The sequence below is a fragment of the Levilactobacillus enshiensis genome, from assembly GCF_007115095.1.
GTDB lineage: Bacteria > Bacillota > Bacilli > Lactobacillales > Lactobacillaceae > Levilactobacillus > Levilactobacillus enshiensis.
Window position 1 is genome coordinate 87,332 of the sequence record NZ_SULH01000008.1, and the last position, 17,511, is coordinate 104,842.

The 17,511-nt window shown below is 47.2% G+C and carries 16 protein-coding genes; 2 read left to right on the forward strand and 14 right to left on the reverse strand.

The genetic code is table 11. The annotated features are described in order from the left end of the window. Positions 1-18: 18 nt before the first annotated feature. Entirely contained in the window at positions 19-1,836 is a 1,818-nt protein-coding gene (uvrC, locus tag FAY32_RS09465) for an excinuclease ABC subunit UvrC (RefSeq protein WP_143463197.1), read from the reverse strand. A 202-nt stretch (positions 1,837-2,038) separates the two neighbouring features. Between uvrC and FAY32_RS09470 the strand changes: the two genes are divergently transcribed. Continuing rightward, positions 2,039-2,227, forward strand: coding sequence for an SPJ_0845 family protein (locus FAY32_RS09470; protein WP_143463198.1), 189 nt, complete (start codon positions 2,039-2,041; stop codon positions 2,225-2,227). 43 nt (positions 2,228-2,270) lie between these two features. Here FAY32_RS09470 and FAY32_RS09475 read toward each other — a convergent pair whose 3' ends face one another. The 8 genes from FAY32_RS09475 to rpsO form a co-directional block, all read right to left on the reverse strand. Beyond that, entirely contained in the window at positions 2,271-2,570 is a 300-nt protein-coding gene (locus FAY32_RS09475; protein WP_048735873.1) for a nucleoside triphosphate pyrophosphohydrolase family protein, read from the reverse strand. Positions 2,571-2,572: 2 nt separating this feature from the next. Next, a complete protein-coding gene (gene yihA, locus FAY32_RS09480; protein ID WP_143463199.1) occupies positions 2,573-3,166 on the reverse strand; it encodes a ribosome biogenesis GTP-binding protein YihA/YsxC in 594 nt (197 codons plus the stop codon). A gap of 218 nt (positions 3,167-3,384) precedes the next feature. Further along, the gene (clpX, locus tag FAY32_RS09485) at positions 3,385-4,638 is read right to left on the reverse strand and encodes an ATP-dependent Clp protease ATP-binding subunit ClpX (protein WP_143463247.1); all 1,254 of its coding nucleotides are present in this window, start codon (positions 4,636-4,638) and stop codon (positions 3,385-3,387) included. 221 nt (positions 4,639-4,859) lie between these two features. After that, a complete protein-coding gene (tig, locus tag FAY32_RS09490) occupies positions 4,860-6,170 on the reverse strand; it encodes a trigger factor (RefSeq protein ID WP_143463200.1) in 1,311 nt (436 codons plus the stop codon). 279 nt (positions 6,171-6,449) lie between these two features. Beyond that, a complete protein-coding gene (gene tuf / locus FAY32_RS09495) occupies positions 6,450-7,640 on the reverse strand; it encodes an elongation factor Tu (RefSeq protein WP_143463201.1) in 1,191 nt (396 codons plus the stop codon). A 180-nt stretch (positions 7,641-7,820) separates the two neighbouring features. Next, a complete protein-coding gene (locus FAY32_RS09500) occupies positions 7,821-8,777 on the reverse strand; it encodes a hypothetical protein (RefSeq protein ID WP_143463202.1) in 957 nt (318 codons plus the stop codon). 69 nt (positions 8,778-8,846) lie between these two features. Next, positions 8,847-10,700, reverse strand: a complete 1,854-nt coding sequence (locus FAY32_RS09505) for a ribonuclease J (protein ID WP_143463203.1) — start codon at positions 10,698-10,700, stop codon at positions 8,847-8,849. 218 nt (positions 10,701-10,918) lie between these two features. Beyond that, a complete protein-coding gene (rpsO, locus tag FAY32_RS09510; RefSeq protein ID WP_048735866.1) occupies positions 10,919-11,188 on the reverse strand; it encodes a 30S ribosomal protein S15 in 270 nt (89 codons plus the stop codon). A gap of 277 nt (positions 11,189-11,465) precedes the next feature. Here rpsO and rpsT point away from each other — a divergent pair, with 277 nt between their 5' ends. Next, complete coding sequence (gene rpsT, locus FAY32_RS09515; protein WP_143463204.1) at positions 11,466-11,720, forward strand: 30S ribosomal protein S20; 255 nt, start codon at positions 11,466-11,468, stop codon at positions 11,718-11,720. 84 nt (positions 11,721-11,804) lie between these two features. On the opposite strand, the gene holA is transcribed toward rpsT, so the two are convergent. From holA to FAY32_RS09540, 5 genes are all read right to left on the reverse strand, one after another. Then, entirely contained in the window at positions 11,805-12,839 is a 1,035-nt protein-coding gene (holA, locus tag FAY32_RS09520) for a DNA polymerase III subunit delta (protein WP_143463205.1), read from the reverse strand. Next, entirely contained in the window at positions 12,829-15,111 is a 2,283-nt protein-coding gene (locus tag FAY32_RS09525; RefSeq protein WP_143463206.1) for a DNA internalization-related competence protein ComEC/Rec2, read from the reverse strand. Before FAY32_RS09525 ends, holA begins: the two co-directional genes overlap by 11 nt. Then, positions 15,111-15,590: a ComE operon protein 2 gene (locus FAY32_RS09530; protein ID WP_143463207.1), complete on the reverse strand. Its 480-nt coding sequence runs from the start codon at positions 15,588-15,590 to the stop codon at positions 15,111-15,113. The genes FAY32_RS09525 and FAY32_RS09530 overlap by 1 nt, the downstream gene beginning before the upstream one ends. A gap of 45 nt (positions 15,591-15,635) precedes the next feature. Then, complete coding sequence (locus FAY32_RS09535; RefSeq protein ID WP_143463208.1) at positions 15,636-16,328, reverse strand: helix-hairpin-helix domain-containing protein; 693 nt, start codon at positions 16,326-16,328, stop codon at positions 15,636-15,638. Between the two features lie 132 nt (positions 16,329-16,460). Then, the gene (locus FAY32_RS09540; protein WP_143463209.1) at positions 16,461-17,510 is read right to left on the reverse strand and encodes a SepM family pheromone-processing serine protease; all 1,050 of its coding nucleotides are present in this window, start codon (positions 17,508-17,510) and stop codon (positions 16,461-16,463) included. Position 17,511 lies beyond the last annotated feature (1 nt).

Here is a 17,511-nt window from a genome sequence, read left to right on the forward strand (position 1 = left end):
CGACAAATCGGTGCTACGTCAAAGTTGTGATGGGGTGCGCGGACTTTTGATCTCCGCCGTCTCCGCTGCTAACGTAATGTGAATGGTCTGGGCAACCTCTTTGCTAATGCCTAGGCCGCGTAAATCATCAATACTTGCCGCACTGATCTTTTTAGTGGACCCAAACTTACGCAACAACTTATTCCGCGTCTTTGGCCCAACACCAGGAATCAAATCTAGGCGTGAACTTAACGAATGCTTCGAGTGCACTTGACGATGGAAGGTAATCGCAAATCGGTGAACCTCATCTTGAATTCGCTGGACCAGGTAGAAACCTTGGCTTTTGGGATCCAGCTGAATATGATGGTCGTCCGGACCAAACAGTAAGTCAGCTGTCTTATGATGATCGTTTTTGACCATCCCTGCGACCGGAATGTGTAGGTCTAACTCGTCTTCGAGCACTTCCTTAACCGCGTTCATCTGAATGTCGCCACCATCCATCAAGATCAGATCCGGCATCTGACCGTGTTCCTTCAGCAAACGTGTATACCGGCGCCGAATAACTTCCAATGTGCTAGCCGTTTCATCGGCATGGTCGACCGTTCGCAATTTATACTTTCGGTACAACTTCTTATTGGGTTGACCATCTACGAAGACCACCATTGCCGAAACCAAATCAGCCCCTTGAATGTGTGAGTGGTCAAACGCTTCAATTTTATGCCCTGGTGCAATGCCCAAGGCATCGGTGATTTCTTTCATGGCCCCCGTGGTCTTGCTTTCATCTAGCTCCAGCAAACGGAATTTCTCTTCCAAAACCAGGCGCGAATTTTTCCCGGCCATTTCAAGCAAGTCCCGCTTGGTGCCCCGTTGTGGCGTTCGCACGGGGACGTGCAGAATCTCTTCAATGACCTCCCCATCAATGCTACTAGGCACTAAAATCTCCCGTGGCAAGACCGTGTTCTTACGTTGATAAAATTGCACGATAAAACTAGCCAATTCCTCTTCGGCAGTGTTCACGATTGGGAACAAGCGCTTCTCTCGTTTCATCAACCGCGCTTGACGAATGAAGAAAACTTGGATCGACAACCAGCCCTTGTCCAAATAAAAGTTGAAGATATCCCGTGGCGTGCTGTCGTTGGAAATAATCTTCTGCTTTTCGACCGTAGCCTCAATATAGCGGATCTGGTCTCGCAAGTCCGCGGCCCGTTCGTAGGCCATATCGGCCGCGGCCTTGTTCATTCGGGTCGTCAATTCTTTCTCAGCCCGGCCCACATTACCATTTAGGAAGGACTTGATCTTACGAATCTGCTTGGCGTACGCCTCTTCTGGAACTTCCTTAAAACAGGCGCCCAAGCACTGCCCCATGTGATAGTACAGACACGGTCGGCCTTGATAACCGGTGCATCGCCGCAAGGGATAGACCTTTTGGAGAAAATGAATCGTCTCTTCGGCCGCATATACGTTGGGATAAGGCCCAAAGTAGTACGCCCCATCCTTCTTGATATTGCTGACCAAAATGAGTTGTGGATCGCGTTCGTTGGTAATTTTAATGTAGGGATACCCAGTTCCTCGTTTAAGCTTGATGTTAAAGTACGGTTGGTGCTTTTGAATCAGCGTAATTTCAAGTAAAAAGGCTTCCTTATCAGTCGAGGTGATAATCGTTTCAAAGTCCACGATTTCACTGACCAACTGCGCCGTCTTTCCGGTATGACTGCTCTTGAAATATGAGCGGACCCGGTTTTTTAAATTCTTAGCCTTCCCCACGTAAATAATCTGACTGTTGATGTTTTTCATGAGGTAGCAGCCGGGAAGTCCCGGCAATAATGCCAGCTTGTGTTCTAAATACTCTGATGCCAAGGCGCATCCCTCCCGTTTCGTCCATTAAATAGCTTATAAAGTATAAGCCGAATGCGTGTTTGGTGCAAGCAATTCACTCCCTAACCTACCTACCCAAGCAACACTGCAAATTTAACCGGCCACCTTTCAAAATTAAACTGAAAAATGACAAACGACCGTAATTCTGCTATGATAACTGCAAACAAGCAAGGAGGTGGCTGAATTGGCACTTAAAGTTAAACGACAAGATGATCTGGACTCCATGTTCGGCAAATTTGCGCAAATGGATCCTACCGACGTCAAACGCGACAAGTTTCTCAAGCGTCAAGACGCCCACAAGGACGACAAGCGGCCCAAAGGTCTGACTAAGGAAGACCAGACCAAACTCAACAAAGACCACGCGACAGATTAAATAAAGGGGACTCACGACAACATTGCCGTGGGTCCCTTTTTAATTAGCGCGTTGGTTGAAAACCGTGTGGGTAACGTTCATTCAGTCGCTTAATGTTATCTTGAGCCACTTCATCAAAATCGATGTCTGCCCACTGGGCGATCTGACTCAGATACCACAACACATCGCCCATTTCCTTGACGAGCGCGTCGTGATCAAGATCCTTCCCATGAAAGGTATAGCGTTTGACCAACTCAACGACTTGGCCGGATTCACCCGCTAAACCTAATGCACAATTCGTTAGCACCTGCTCATTACCATACAGTGTCCGGTTAGCAGCTTTTTGATAATCATTAAATTCCAAATTTATTCCTCCCCAAAGGCTTGTTCTTCGATCCAATTCCAGACGGCATCCTTACCAATCTTTTTGGGTGCGGAGAACATGATGATGTTGTTAGTGTTCTGTAGGCCCATAGATTTCTTAATCTGGCTCACAGCTTGATTCCATTTACCACGCGCGATTTTATCGCTCTTAGTGGCAACAATCAAGGTTGGCAAGTCGTAGTAGGCTAACCATTGATACATCTGAACGTCATCTGCAGTCGGTGCGTGACGAGCATCAACTAACGAGATTACCCCGCGCAATTGGTCGCGCTGCGTCAGGTACGTTTCAATCATTTGCCCCCATTTTTCCCGTTCCGACTTGGAAACCTTCGCGTAACCGTAGCCGGGAACATCGACAAAGTAGAGTTGATCCTCCACGTTATAAAAGTTGAGGGTCTGCGTCTTCCCCGGTTGACTTGAGGTCCGCGCATACGAACGCCGGTTGATGAGGACGTTGGTCAATGACGATTTTCCCACATTCGACCGCCCAACAAAGGCGATTTCTGGGTACCCCGTTGTTGGATATTGCGCGGGATCAACCGCACTCATGACTAATTCCACGTGATTTACTTCCATTAGTTGTGCCATCCTCTCCAAAATATCTTTCACCATTCTAACACAGAATTTCCGGTCACAGCAGGCCGTTCTTCGTCCCAGCTGCTTCGGAAAACGGTTCAAAAGCAGTGTATCCGGTATTTGGCTTGCTTTTAAATTAATTCTAAAAGGGAAAACTCATTTGGTCATTATTATTTAAAAAAAAGACCAGCCGCAGCTGATCTTTTTCGACACAAAAATTATGACGCCTTTTGATCCTTTAAAACCAATTCTGGTTCCGCATGATCTGTGACCGTTTGCGCGGTAATAATAACCTTTTCCACGTCGTTACGGCTTGGCAGATCAAACATGATGTCACGCATAACGTCTTCGATGATCGACCGTAATCCACGAGCACCCGTGTTCCGTGAGATTGCCAACTTGGCCATTTCACGCAATGCAGCGGGCTGGAATTGGAGTTCCACCCCATCCAAGGATAACAGCTTTTCGTACTGCTTGACCAATGCGTTCTTGGGTTCCGTTAAGATTCGAACTAAATCGTTTTCGTCTAACTTCTCCAAGGCTGTTAAAATTGGTAACCGCCCGATAAATTCGGGAATCAACCCAAATTGTAGGAGGTCTTCTGGAATGATGTGCTGCATCATGCTGTCGCCTGAAGCCAGCACATTCTGTTCCTTGGTGTCGGCACCAAACCCGATTGTCTGGTCACCCAAGCGACGCTTAACGATGCCATCAATCCCATCAAACGCCCCACCCACGATAAAGAGGATGTTGGTCGTATCAATTTGGATGAATTCTTGTTGGGGATGCTTCCGACCGCCCTGAGGTGGCACGTTAGCAATCGTACCTTCCAAGATCTTCAGCAGTGCTTGTTGCACCCCTTCACCAGAAACATCTCGCGTAATCGAGACATTTTCGGACTTTTTAGCGATCTTATCGATTTCGTCAATGTAGATAATACCCTTTTCAGCCCGGTCAACGTCGTAATCGGCATTTTGCAGGAGCTTCAAAAGAATGTTTTCAACGTCTTCACCGACATAGCCGGCTTCAGTTAATGTCGTCGCATCCGCAATGGCAAATGGGACATTGAGAATCTTTGCCAGGCTTTGCGCCAGGTAAGTCTTCCCAGAACCAGTTGGTCCAATAACGGCGATGTTACTCTTCTGTAATTCAGGACCATCATCGTCAGCCTGCGCCATTTCGTTGACCCGCTTATAGTGATTATAAACCGCAACGGAAAGGGTCCGCTTGGCTTCGGTTTGGCCAATTACGTATTGATTAAGTGTCTTGACGATATCTGCCGGCTTCGGTACCTCTAAAGTTTCTTGCGCGGTATCTTGGCTGAACTCTTCATCGATAATTTCCTTACACAGGTCAATACATTCATTACAGATGTAAACACCCGGTCCGGCAACGATCTTTTGCACTTGATCCTGCGATTTCCCACAGAATGAACAAGTTACTGGGCCATTCGTTTCGGTGTTTTCAAACAATAAACTCACCCTTTCTCTCCAGGCTTAAGCCTAATTAATGACACATTACTTTGGTCAGTAAACCCATCGAACTAACTAGATTACCTATCAATCGTGTACTATACCACAGTTGACGCCGCGAGAAAATTATTTCGCCTCGGCCCGGATAATCTGGACTTATTTATACGAAAACCGGGACAACAGCCGTCTGTCATCCCGGTCAAGTTGTCGTAAGTTAACGATTACTCGTTGTCTTCGGCATCCTTCTTCTTGTCTTGCTTAGCGGAATCAGCAATCAAGTCAACAGCGCTCTTGATAGCGATATCGTGCTTCAACATGTCATCAGAAAGGGCACTCCGTACGGCACTTTCTTCCATACCGTACTGGCTAGCCAAGTCCTTGACTTCGGCACTAACTTCGTCTTCCGTTGGTTCGATCTTTTCGGCTTCAACAACGGCTTCCAGAACCAGGTTAGTCTTAACCCGCTTTTCGGCACCGTCAGTGAATTGCTTACGCAAGTCGTCTTGAGTCGTTCCAGTCAATTGGAAGTACATCTTAGGTTCGATACCTTGTTGTTGCATGTTAGCCAAATATTGATCCATTTGACGGTCGATATCTTCCTTGATCATGGCTTCTGGTACTTCAGCAATTTCAGCGTTGTCAACAGCTTCACTGATGGCTTCGTCTTCGATTGCGTCATGTGCAGCAGTCGTCTTTTGTTCCTTCAAGCTATCCTTCGTCTTGGCTTGTAATTCTTCTAAGCTGTCAACTTCTTCGTCAACGTCCTTAGCGAATTCATCGTCCAATTCAGGTAATTGCTTTTCTTTGACTTCGTGGATGGTAACCTTAAAGGTTGCTTCCTTGTCACGTAAGTCTTCAGCTTGGTAATCCTTAGGGAAGGTTACCTTAACGTCAACATTCTCGCCAGCTTTGTGACCAACTAATTGGTCTTCAAAGCCAGGAATGAAGGAGTTAGAACCTAATTCCAAGGAGTAGTTGTCAGCCTTACCACCGTCGAATTGTTTGCCATCAACGTAGCCATCAAAGTCGATCACAACAGTATCGCCCTTAGCAGCAGCTTCGTCTTCCTTCAGAACTAATTCAGCTTGTTGTTGACGTTGCTTTTCTAATTCAGCATCAATGTCCTTTTGGTAAACCCGAGTGTTTTGCTTAGTCACGCTCAAGCCCTTGTAATCGCCTAACTTAACTTCTGGCTTAACCGTTACAACGGCCTTCAGAACCCAAGCCTTACCCTTGTCCATGGATTCAACATCCACTTGGGGTTGGTCAACGGGTTCGATGCCAGCTTCTTTAATAGCAGCATCGTAAGCTTCTGGTAAAACAATGTTTAAAGCATCTTGGTAGAGTGCTTCTTCACCGTACATTTGGTTGAAAATTTGACGCGGTACACGGCCCTTACGGAATCCTGGAACAGCCAGGTTCTTCTTGGTCTGTTGGAAAGCTTTGTCCAAGCCTTCTTTGATCTTATCAGGAGCAATTTCAAAGGTCAGTTCGCCTTGATTAGTGCCCTTTTTTTCCCACTTTGCAGCCATTATTTTCCCTCCGAAATGAAAGATATTACTATTTACAATTCTATCAATTGCATACTGTATTAGTGTACCTTATGCTATCCAAATTGTAAAATGGTTTTTGCCGAAAGTCCGTGAATGACGGGGGATTGTTTCCAATTTCCAGTTAAAATCGGCTGAAAATGAAAGCGGCCCCGATTTCAGGAATTTTAGCCAGTCCACCACGACTGAATCATGGTAAACAAAAAGGCCCGAAAAGATAAGCTTTTCGGGCCTCGCGGTACAATTAATTAATTAGATTAATTAGTCGTCAATTTCCGTAACGGTACCGGCACCAACAGTGTGGCCACCTTCACGGACAGTGAACTTCGTACCCTTTTCAATGGCAGCTGGTTGGATCAGTTCAACAGTGAACGTCACGTTGTCACCAGGCATAACCATTTCAACGCCATCAGGCAATTCAATAACACCAGTGATATCAGTGGTGTGGAAGTAGAATTGTGGACGGTAGTTTGAGAAGAATGGCGTATGACGGCCACCTTCTTCTTTACTCAAGATGTAGACTTCACCCTTGAACTTTTCGTGCGTTTGGATCGAGCCTGGTTGTGCCAGAACTTGTCCACGAACAACTTGTTCACGGTTAATCCCACGGAGTAAAGCACCAACGTTATCCCCGGCTTCACCAAGGTCCAACGTCTTACGGAACATTTCAAGACCAGTAACAGTCGTCTTCAAAACGTCGTCATGTAAACCAACGATTTCAACTTCGTCACCGACTTTAACAGTCCCACGGTCGATACGACCAGAAGCAACAGTCCCACGACCAGTGATCGTGAAGACGTCTTCAACTGGCATCAAGAAAGGCTTGTCGTTTTCACGAACTGGCGTTGGGATGTAATCATCAACAACGTCCATCAAGTGAAGGATAACCTTTTCTTGTTCTTCGTCGCCTTCAAGAGCCTTCAAAGCTGAACCGCGAATAACTGGAATATCATCACCAGGGTAATCGTATTCAGACAACAGCTCACGAACTTCCATTTCAACTAAGTCAACCAATTCGTCATCGTCAACAAGGTCAGTCTTGTTTAAGAAGACAACGATGTATTCAACACCAACTTGGCGAGCAAGCAAAATGTGTTCACGCGTTTGTGGCATAGGGCCATCAGTAGCGGCAACAACCAAGATAGCACCGTCCATTTGGGCAGCACCAGTAATCATGTTCTTGATGTAGTCAGCATGTCCTGGGGCATCGATATGCGCATAGTGACGCTTTTCAGTTTCGTATTCAACGTGGGCAGTGTTGATCGTGATACCACGTTCACGTTCTTCTGGAGCAGCATCAATGTCAGCGTAATCTTCGGCTTTTGCTAAACCTTTGCTAGCAAGTACCTTAGTGATTGCAGCAGTCAACGTCGTTTTCCCATGGTCAATATGGCCAATAGTACCAATATTTACATGGGGTTTAGTTCTTTCATAATGTTCTTTTTCAGCCATTAATGAAACCCTCCTGTATTTTATCGCAAGCGTAATTAACCTTCTAACGAAAATTAATCACCCTTTGCGTAAAATTATACTACTTCTTTTCGGAAAGGGAAAGCTGGAACCCTCCCAAAAAAGAATCCTTGACCAGTATATATGCTGCAGAATTATTTGTAAACTAAAAAATCGCTGAATTTACGGTTTTTCGTGTTTTTCGTCCCCAATTGCCCCAAAAAGTTCCGCCGAATAGTGATTTAATCGTTTCTGCCAGTCAGAAATTCGATTTAAATCATCCGCCGACACCTCATCAGGCAAGGGCAACCCTGCTAAAGTTCGCACCCATAAGACCGGTTTGGTGATAACACGATCAATAAACGGATAAAGCATCATTAATTGAAGTGTCACCACCTGTTGAACGTTGGCAGCCAACACCGGGTCGCTTTGTCCTAACTGATCCTGTAGGAAATGTTGAATCTCAGCAGCAGCCTGACTCGCATTTACTGGTCGCAGATCCTTCGTCTGTATAGTGTAAACCTGTTCATCCAACCAATGCAACTGAACCGGTTGGGTTGTTCGTAATCGTAATAATTCTTCAAGCAAGGTCGCCCGCATTAGTGGATGTAAAAACGGATCAACCAGCAGATACTGTACGCCCTGCATGAACTGCAATAGCGGCAATTGACGCGCCCGTTCCAACCGTTGTCGTTGTTCGGCAAATGAGACGTCCCCTAAGTGATAAAATTGTTTCGCAATCACGCGTTGTGTGCGGCCTAACGTTGCCTGACTAGCCACCTCAGCTGCTTCAATTTGGGCCAAGCCACCGGCACGCCAGTCCTGTGCTGCCGGGAGTTCACAAAATTCCCTAGCAAAAATAAACTGTTGATTTTGCAAAGCCACATCTAAGCGGAGCTGAAAAGTCTTAGCCGATTGCAAATAAATGCCGTCCTGTTCAGCGGCCACCTGTTCAGCAGCAGCATACTGTTGGTCATGATACAAGCTGGCAACTAAATAGCGATTCACCGTAGCTGTCTGTTGATCTTCATACAGGCGTTCAAAGCCTGCAGCGGCTGACGACCAATTTTTGGCGGCAAAGTCCGTCTGTGCGGCTGCAAACGCTTTTTCACGGGCAGCTGGACTCGTAAATTCTGACATGACCGTCTCCTCTTTTCTTTGACTCAAAACGGACCGAGGCCTAGATGGCTTTCGGTCCGTCAGATTTAATTATGCTTTATCCGTTGTCGTTGGTTTTGGTGTCCGACGACGTTTCCGATTACGACGTGGCTTATGTGCGGCCTTATCTGTCGTATCTTTCTTATCTTTCTTAGGCGTTGACTTGTCTTTAGACTTTGATGTCTTCACGGGTGTCTCTTGATTAGTGACCGGCTTTTCCTTGCCACTCGTTCGCCGATGATGCTGGTTAACTTCCATGATAACTGGCAAGATTACTGGCCGTCTGTGCGTTTGCTCAAACAGATAGTGACTCAAGTGTTCCCGCACATCCTGCTTTAAGTGGCCCCAATCAAATTCCTTATTGTCTAAGTTATTTTGAACGGCCTTGCGAATGATCTGGGCGCTTTCCTGCATCAAATCCTTATTGGCCTTAACGTAGACGAAGCCACGGGACGTGATCTTAGGATCAGCGACAATCTGTTTCTTTTTCCGATCAATCGTGACAACGGCGATAAAGATTCCGTCGTCGGCCAAGACCTTCCGATCACGCAACACAATGTTACCGATATCACCGACACCGATACCATCGATCATGGTATCACTCACATCGATACCTTCGCCAAGGCCCATTTCACCATTAGCATAGGTCAAGACATCGCCCTTAGCCAAAATGAAGATGTGGTCGGCTGGCATGCCTAACTCCATGGCCGCATTAGCGTGCGCATTTAACAACCGGTATTCCCCTTGAATAGGCACCAAATACTTTGGCTTCAAGAGGTTCAACATTAACTGAAGGTCGCGTTTGTAGGCATGACCTGATGAATTCAGTTCATCAGAAATGGCCTTAACTTCCCCACCAGCTCGGTAGATCATGTCCCGCGTTTGGGCAACCGTCGTGTCCATGGCATGTGAAGGCGTCGTGGTGATGTAGACCAAATCTCCCTCTTGGATATTCAGGTCCTTTTCTTGCTTGTTAGCCATCCGTTGAATTGCCTTGATTGGTTCACCCATCTTACCCGTCTGCAAAATCACGATTTCAGACGGTGATAACTGATCCAATTGTTCTGTAGTCACCAACAGATCGTCGTCAAAGGACAACTTTCCCAGCTTCATTGCCGTATTCACAATAGCTTCGAGATCCTGTCCGGTCAAGCAAACCTTGCGTCCAGTCTTGGCGGCTGCGTCAAAGACCTGTTGAATCCGCAAGATATTGGATGCCACACAGGCGACAACGACCCGACCGTCCCGGTAATGGAACGTTTCTTCGATAGACTCCGCAATCGTCTGTTCTGAGGCATTCATCGCTGGATTTTCGGCATTAGCAGAATCACTTAATACCGCCAAGACCCCAGCCTGACCGATGGCACCCAAACGGGCATAGTCGGTTTGGTACCCTGGCTTAGCTGTCTGATCGAATTTAAAGTCCCCAGTATAAATGATCTGGCCTTCGTCGGTCTTTAAGTCGATCCCCAATGATTCTGGAATCGAATGGGTCGTAGAGAAGAAGGAAACGACCACGTCACCAAAGTCAATTTCCGTCTTTTCATCGATGACGTGGAAGTCATCGTAGTCCTTCACCTTAGGCTCAGCTGCAACGTCGATTTTCGCCAAAGCAATCGTCATTTCTGAACCGAATACGGGCACGTTGAACTCACTTAAAAAGTAAGGGAGTGCCCCAATTGCATCAGCATGGCCATGAGTTAGAAAGACCGCAACAATTCGGTCCTTGTTTTCACGTAAATAGGCCCAGTCTGGGATAACAACGTCAATTCCCAACAACTCATTTTCCGGGTACTTCAACCCACAATCTAAAATATAAATTCCACCGTTAACATCAACGGCATACATGTTCTTACCGTTTTCGCGAACACCGCCAAACGGGATAATCTTGATCTTTGCACTCATAAGTTCACCTCAAGTATCTTTGATAGTTTCAATTCAATCTCTGACCAGTAACTGATCAGCGTTTTCTTGTAGGCCAAATAGCCTAAATTCGTCCATGATTAAACTTCTTACATTCTACCATACTTTGCCATTTTAAAGAACCAAGACGGCAAGCTTGCTTGAAGGCAAACAAAAAAGTCCATTTCCAATAAAGGAAATGGACCGAGTGGCGCGGCAAATTAACGACGCAGACCCAAGCTCTTGATTAATTCACGGTAACGTTGGATGTCAGTCTTCCGTAAGTAAGCTAATAAGTTACGACGGTGACCGATCTTCTTCATCAAACCACGTTGGGAATGGAAGTCCTTACGGTGTTGTTGCATATGAACGTTGATTTCGTTGATATCAGCGGTCAAAACAGCAACTTGGACCTCAGTAGAACCCGTGTCGCCTTCGTGACGTGCGTATTGCTTGATGATTTCGTTTTTCTTTGCTTGACTAATAGCCATGGTAAATATACCACCCTTCAATATAAGTGCCCGAAACTGAGTAAGTCGGCGGTGGCCGCCAGATAAACTAAGTTAAGGGTTTGTGCTTAGCACAGTTATCTATCATACGGGAGTCACGATTAAATAGCAAGTGTTTTCGCTACATTGCCTATCAAGTAAAATTACTTTACATTTATCGTGCTAACCTATTGCATTCCCCCCGTGGCTTCTGTATAATAACATACGTTGAAATTAAGATTTCCGGTACTAGGATTTCTCATTCGGAGGTGAAATTTTCATGCCAATTATCAAATCAGCAATCGAACGTGCAAAGACGAACGTCAAGGCAAACGAACGTAACTCAGCTCAACTGAGTACGATGCGTACTGCCGTTAAGCGTTTCGAACAAGCCAAGACGGCTGGCGCCGACAACGCAGAAGACTTATTCCGCGCTGCTAGTGCTGCAGTTGACAAGGCCGCTTCAAAGGGCTTAATCAAGCGCAATAAGGCTGCCCGTGACAAGTCACGGATGGCTGCACGTTTAGCTAAGTAATCAATTAATCAACGCGATTAGATGATGCAATCAGGGGGTCGACCATGAATTTGGTCGACCCCCTTTTTTGTCTAATTTTAAAAATCAAGCCGGTACACGATAGCCAGCAAATTGCGTCATGAACAATGAGAAGAGCATCTCGGGCGCCATCGCCGTCGATTTCATCTGTCGTTCCACCTGAAATAAACCTAAGTACGCGCGGTTCAAGTCGGTCAATTTAAAGCGCCGATGCATCTGTAAGGCCAGCTTGATCCGATATGGATGAACCTTCAGTTCACTCGCCAAACGTCCCTGACTGAAGCCTTGCTTAGCCAACACCTTGGTTTGAATCAATAGCCGGAATTGGCCTTGTAAGATGGCATTGATCTTCAACGGCTCCTCCTTAGCCTGCAAGAGTTCCCGATAGAGGGTCACTGCCCCAGCTGTGTCCTTGGCCAACACCTTGTTCACCAGATCAAAAACGTTCTGGGTCAACGTCTGCGTCACTAGACCAGTAACCGCCGCCATGTCGATTGTCTTCTCAGGGTGGGTGAAAAGTTCTAACTTAGGAAGTTCACTCATCATCAGGGTCAGATCCGCATCCGTTCGCTGAATCAATTCATTTAAGGCCGCTGGTGCCATGCTATAACCGTCCTGTTTCAGTTGGTCATTAATAAATTGACGGACATCACGCTCTGAAAAATTGCCAATTTCAATGGTCGTCGCCACTTTTTTTAACTGCTTGACGACTTTTTTACGACCATCCAGTTTTTCATACGGTGCAAAGAAAACTAGTGCCGTGCTGTCCATTGGCGCACCCAAGTATGTCTGCAAGCTATCAATATCGTGCTCTACTTTTTGTTTTTTCGTCTCCCCGGTCAAAAACTGCGGGTTGTCCACGCAAACCACCCGCCGCTCGCCAAAGAACGGCGCTGCCATGGCATCATCCAAGGCTACCGCCAGTGGCACAGTATCCATGTCATAACTTGCAAAATTCATTGTCTGTTCATCGACCGGTACACTGGCCTTGAAGCCCGCCTTGAGCCGACGTTGTAAGTAATCTGCCTGACCTAAAATCAGGTAAACGTTAGCCAAATGTCCGCCCGTTGCTAACGTTTTTAAGAGTTCATTAATTGTCACGAGTATGCCCCTTCGAAATCAATTTTGTTTGCCAAATTCCTGGTCGACCACTGGTATAGACGTAGCGAATCATGCCACTCGTCTGGGTACTCACTGTCGGCACAGCTGCTTGCTGAAGTATTGCCAAGGTCTCTGGATTGGGATGACCATACCGATTCTGGCGGCCAGCCGAAATTATCGCTAGACGCGGCTGTAACTGCGAAATAAATGCCGGCGCCGTAGCAGTCTTACTCCCATGATGTCCTAATTTTAACACGTCCGTTCGCAGCTGCGGAGACGCCATCAGAATTTTCTGTTCACCCGCACGGTCTAAGTCGCCCATGAACGTAAAGTTCAAGTGGCCAAAGGTTCCCTGTAAAGCTAGTGAGCCAGCATTATCTGCCGGTTTCATTTCAAATGGATGTAAAACACGCAACCCAACTAAGCTACCAACTTGAATCGGTTGAACCTGCACTGGTGTTGCACTATTTGCTAAAAGCTGTGTCCACCCCGGTTCCTCGGCCATTCCTGTCGGAACCAGTAGCCGTTTCACTCGCATGTTCTTCAAAAAGGCCGGCAAGTCACCAATGTGATCCGCGTCATGGTGTGTCAGATACAAGTCATCCACGTGATCAATACCACGACTCTTTAAATAGTTAATACTCGTCCGTTCTGCGTTATAGGTTACTGGTGGTGTGACAGCCCACCTGGGTTGCGGCAAAGTTAGCCTGCCACCGGTATCAATCAAAGAAATGTGGCGGTTGAACGGCTCCCGAATCAGAATACTGTCGCCCTGACCAACGTCAAAGTAGGCCACTTCTCCCGTCAACGGATAATGAATCACACCGAACATCACCACATAACTAACCGCCAGCAGCTGTAACCAGTGATGTCTTGCTCTCGCTGGTCGGCTAAATAGCCACCACGTTCCACCGACCCAGAGCCACGCAACCCACCAAAGCGGCCGTCCAAACAACACGTTTCCCGGTAACTGCGCAATCCATTGTAAGCCACTATCAACCCCGCTCAGTACCTGCGCACAGCCACGGCTGATTTTCGGGAACCAAGCGTTACTGATCGTACCAAGCAACGTAACTGGCAAGATAGCCACTGGAAATAGTGGCACCACGACCCAATTTGCCAATAATGTCAGGCTGTGCCACTGAAAAACACCCGTTAACAGGCTCGGTAATCCTAGCAGCGTCAATCCTGCCTGACGCCACCACCAGGTCTCTGTACGGAGCAAAATAAGCGCCAGAGACAGGCCGTAGCTCAACTGACCACCTAGTTCAAACAGAAGTCCTGGATTTAGCCACAGGCCGACCACGAGTGCCACTGCCCACGTATCCAACGTACTTAGATGAAATGCACACCGCTTACCAGCTAATTGTAGACCGCGCATCAAACAAGCGCGCAAGACGCCACTACTCCCACCGGCTAAAATCCAATATCCTGGTAGACTGAGTAGGAGCAGCCATTCCCAATGTTCTCGTTGCAAACGTAAGTGAACTAATAGCCACTCTGCGGCCGTCAACAATAACGCTACGTGGAGTCCTGAGATGGCGAACAAATGCAGCAACCCCAGTCGTTGCATCCCCTGTAATTCCGCCATAGACTCCGCCGCCTTAGCTCCCGGTAGCAGGCCTAACGCATAGACCTTCAGAGCCCCTGGTAGCTCCTCACAGTAGCGAATTAGCCGTGACCGACGCGCATGCCACCAGTCATTAAACCACTGCCACCAATGACTCACTGCTGGCGTGCGCCTTGCCAAACTAGTCACTTTAATTTCCGTCACTACTTGACGATGCCGCCAGTAGGCTGCCGAATCAAACTGATTGAAGTTGGTGGCCGGTAGCAAACGCTGTTGTTGGCCCGTAATCTGCCAAATTTCGGCATGGTGCACCCGCTGTAGCTGGTGAAGTTGCTCGCCCGATGTCAACCGACCACGTAGTAACACCCGTTCTCCATTGCTCACCTTAGTGGCGACCACGTTATACAGCGCTCCTCGAATCACGATTGCATCCGGCTGGACTCGTACGGCCAGCTCAGTCGTCTGTGCCGGTGCCAATAAGGGTAACTGCCGTCGATTAAGTCGTTGGTTGCTTCCCCATAAATGCCCACTAAAGATTAGCAGGCTTACGAGCGCAACCACCAAGGTCACCCGATTACCCAACCTTGCAGTCCGGACTAACAGTACGACTAATAACACTAGGCCGCCCCAAAGATGACCACCGGCGCTGATGCTGACAGCAGCAATACTAAGACTAATAAAGAAAAAGTGATTCGGCGTCACTAATCGTGTTGTGGTTGATCAAATGACAAGGTCGTGAGTAGCTTCGGATCAACTTCAACCTGGTTTAATTCCACGTGTTTCAACGCAATCAGCTTCTGAGCATACGGATCATTGTGATAATTACGTAAGTAAGTGATTTTTCGGATACCGGCTTGTAACAGCATCTTCGTGCACTGCAAGCAAGGGAAATCCGTGACATAAATCTCAGCACCATCCGTTGCCTCACCAAATTTAGCACACTGTAGGACGGCATTCATCTCAGCATGAATAGTCCGAACACAATGACCATCTACCAGGTAACACCCTTCGTCCAGGCAGTGGTCATCACCCGAAACAGAGCCATTGTACCCGGCTGCAATGATCCGTTTGTCCCGTACAATGGTTGCTCCGACCGATAACCGATTACAGGTGCTACGTGTTGAAATCACCAGTGCTTGTAACATAAAGTATTGATCCCAAGGAATTCTCTCTCGTTTCATGCTAACGCCCTCATTTCTAAATTTATTTTCAAGTATACCACGGCTTTATGTCGTCAGCTGGTCCTGTAAGTTAGCAACCGTTTTCTCACCAAATCCTGGAACTTGCGTTAGATCATTGACCGTCTTAAATGCCCCGTGTGCGGTTCGAAAGTCGACAATTTTCTGTGCTTTTTTCTCACCAATGCCGGTCAGTTGCTGCAGATCTGCCACCGTCGCCGTATTCAAATTCACGACTGCCGTGGTCTGACTTGCCGACTGGCTGCCAGCGGCTTGGGCCGAACTTGTCGCCGTTGTTGCTCTCGCTTCCGTCACCTTCTCCCCCTTAGCCGGGATATAAAGTTGCTGCTGATCCGTCAGTCTGGTCGCCAAATTAATCTGTTGGCGGTCAGCATGTCCGTTAAGCCCACCAGCGGTCTTAATGGCATCCGCCACCCGCATCTCCGGCCCAAATTGGTAGAGTCCAGGGTGCTTCACGGCACCCTGGACGTCGACAAAGACCTGCGTATCGTGTGAACTGACCTGACTACCAGAACTAGCCGTTGCGCGGACTGAGTGACGCTCGCTCTTGTCAGATACGCTATTAGTCGTCGCGGGGGGAATTGCTACTGACACTGGTTCTGGACTTGCCCGTGCCACCGTTAGCCACCATCCCACGCTCAAAATCGCCAGTCCCATCGCTACCACCAAAATACGTTGCTTCCATGAAAATTCCTGCCACCAGTCAATCAATCGTGCCATCCGAATTTGCCCCCTTTACGTTTAACTCCGTAAAAGGTAGTCAAATATTTTTTTAATTACGATTTTTTTCAATAATCATAGCAAAAGAGCCGTGACCAAAATCACAGCTCTAACTTTTGATAACCTATTCAACTACTGATGGGCTTCCAGATATTTAACGGCATCGTTAAACGTCTCCACCGGAACAACCTTCATATTCGGCGCATACTTCTTCGCTGTCGCCTTAGCCAACTGGTAGTTGGTCATGTGGTGTTCCTCATACTTGAGTAACAACTTCGATGGTTTCACGTACGGTGCGAAGAAAACGGTCGCACCAGCCCGCTTGGCAGCAATAATTTTCTTATCAATACCACCAATTTCACCAACGTTACCGTCACCATCAACGGTCCCCGTTCCAGCAATCTTTTGCCCGTGACGTAAGTTCTTGCCCGTCACCTGATTATAAATTTGAAGGCTAAACATTAGTCCACCAGAAGGTCCCCCAATTTCACCAGGGTCAACCTTGACCTTCGGCTTAGCAGTCACCTTGACGTTATCAGTCAAGATAATGCCAATTCCAGCCTTCTTTGTTGGCAACTTCATCAGCTTAGCAGTCTCCTCATGGTCGTGACCATTACGCTGATAGGTAATCGTCGTCCGTTTGCCAACTCGCTGCTTTTGAATGTAGTGTTGATAACCAGTCATCGAATTGAAATGGTGACCATCGACTTTAGTGACCGTATCGCCGACCTTCAATTTCTTCGCAAACGGTGACTTAGCATCAACACTCAACACGTAAATACCCAAGTATTGCCGCTTAACCGGCTTGTTGGCTGCACGATATGCCGTGTAGATAGCTTCATTAATCGCACTCTGCATGTAAAAATTCTGAACACGATCATAAGTGGCGTTGCTTTCGCCGCCAGTCACACTATCTACACTTTCCACACTGTAGTAAGAATTAAATTTAGCGTACAAATACGTCGCCGGTCGCGCCTGAGATAGCGCTACGGACGTAATCATAAACTTCCCCTTATCTTTATCGGGATGATTTTTAATCGTTACAAATGTTTTTAAATCATTAGCTTCTCCCGGTCCCTCAATGTACTTCGGTAAGGGCAGAAAGAAAAAGGCTAAAATTGCCACCACGATAGCGGCCGTCAAGATGATCTCCCGCCAAGCCCACCGGTTCCATCTGCGCATG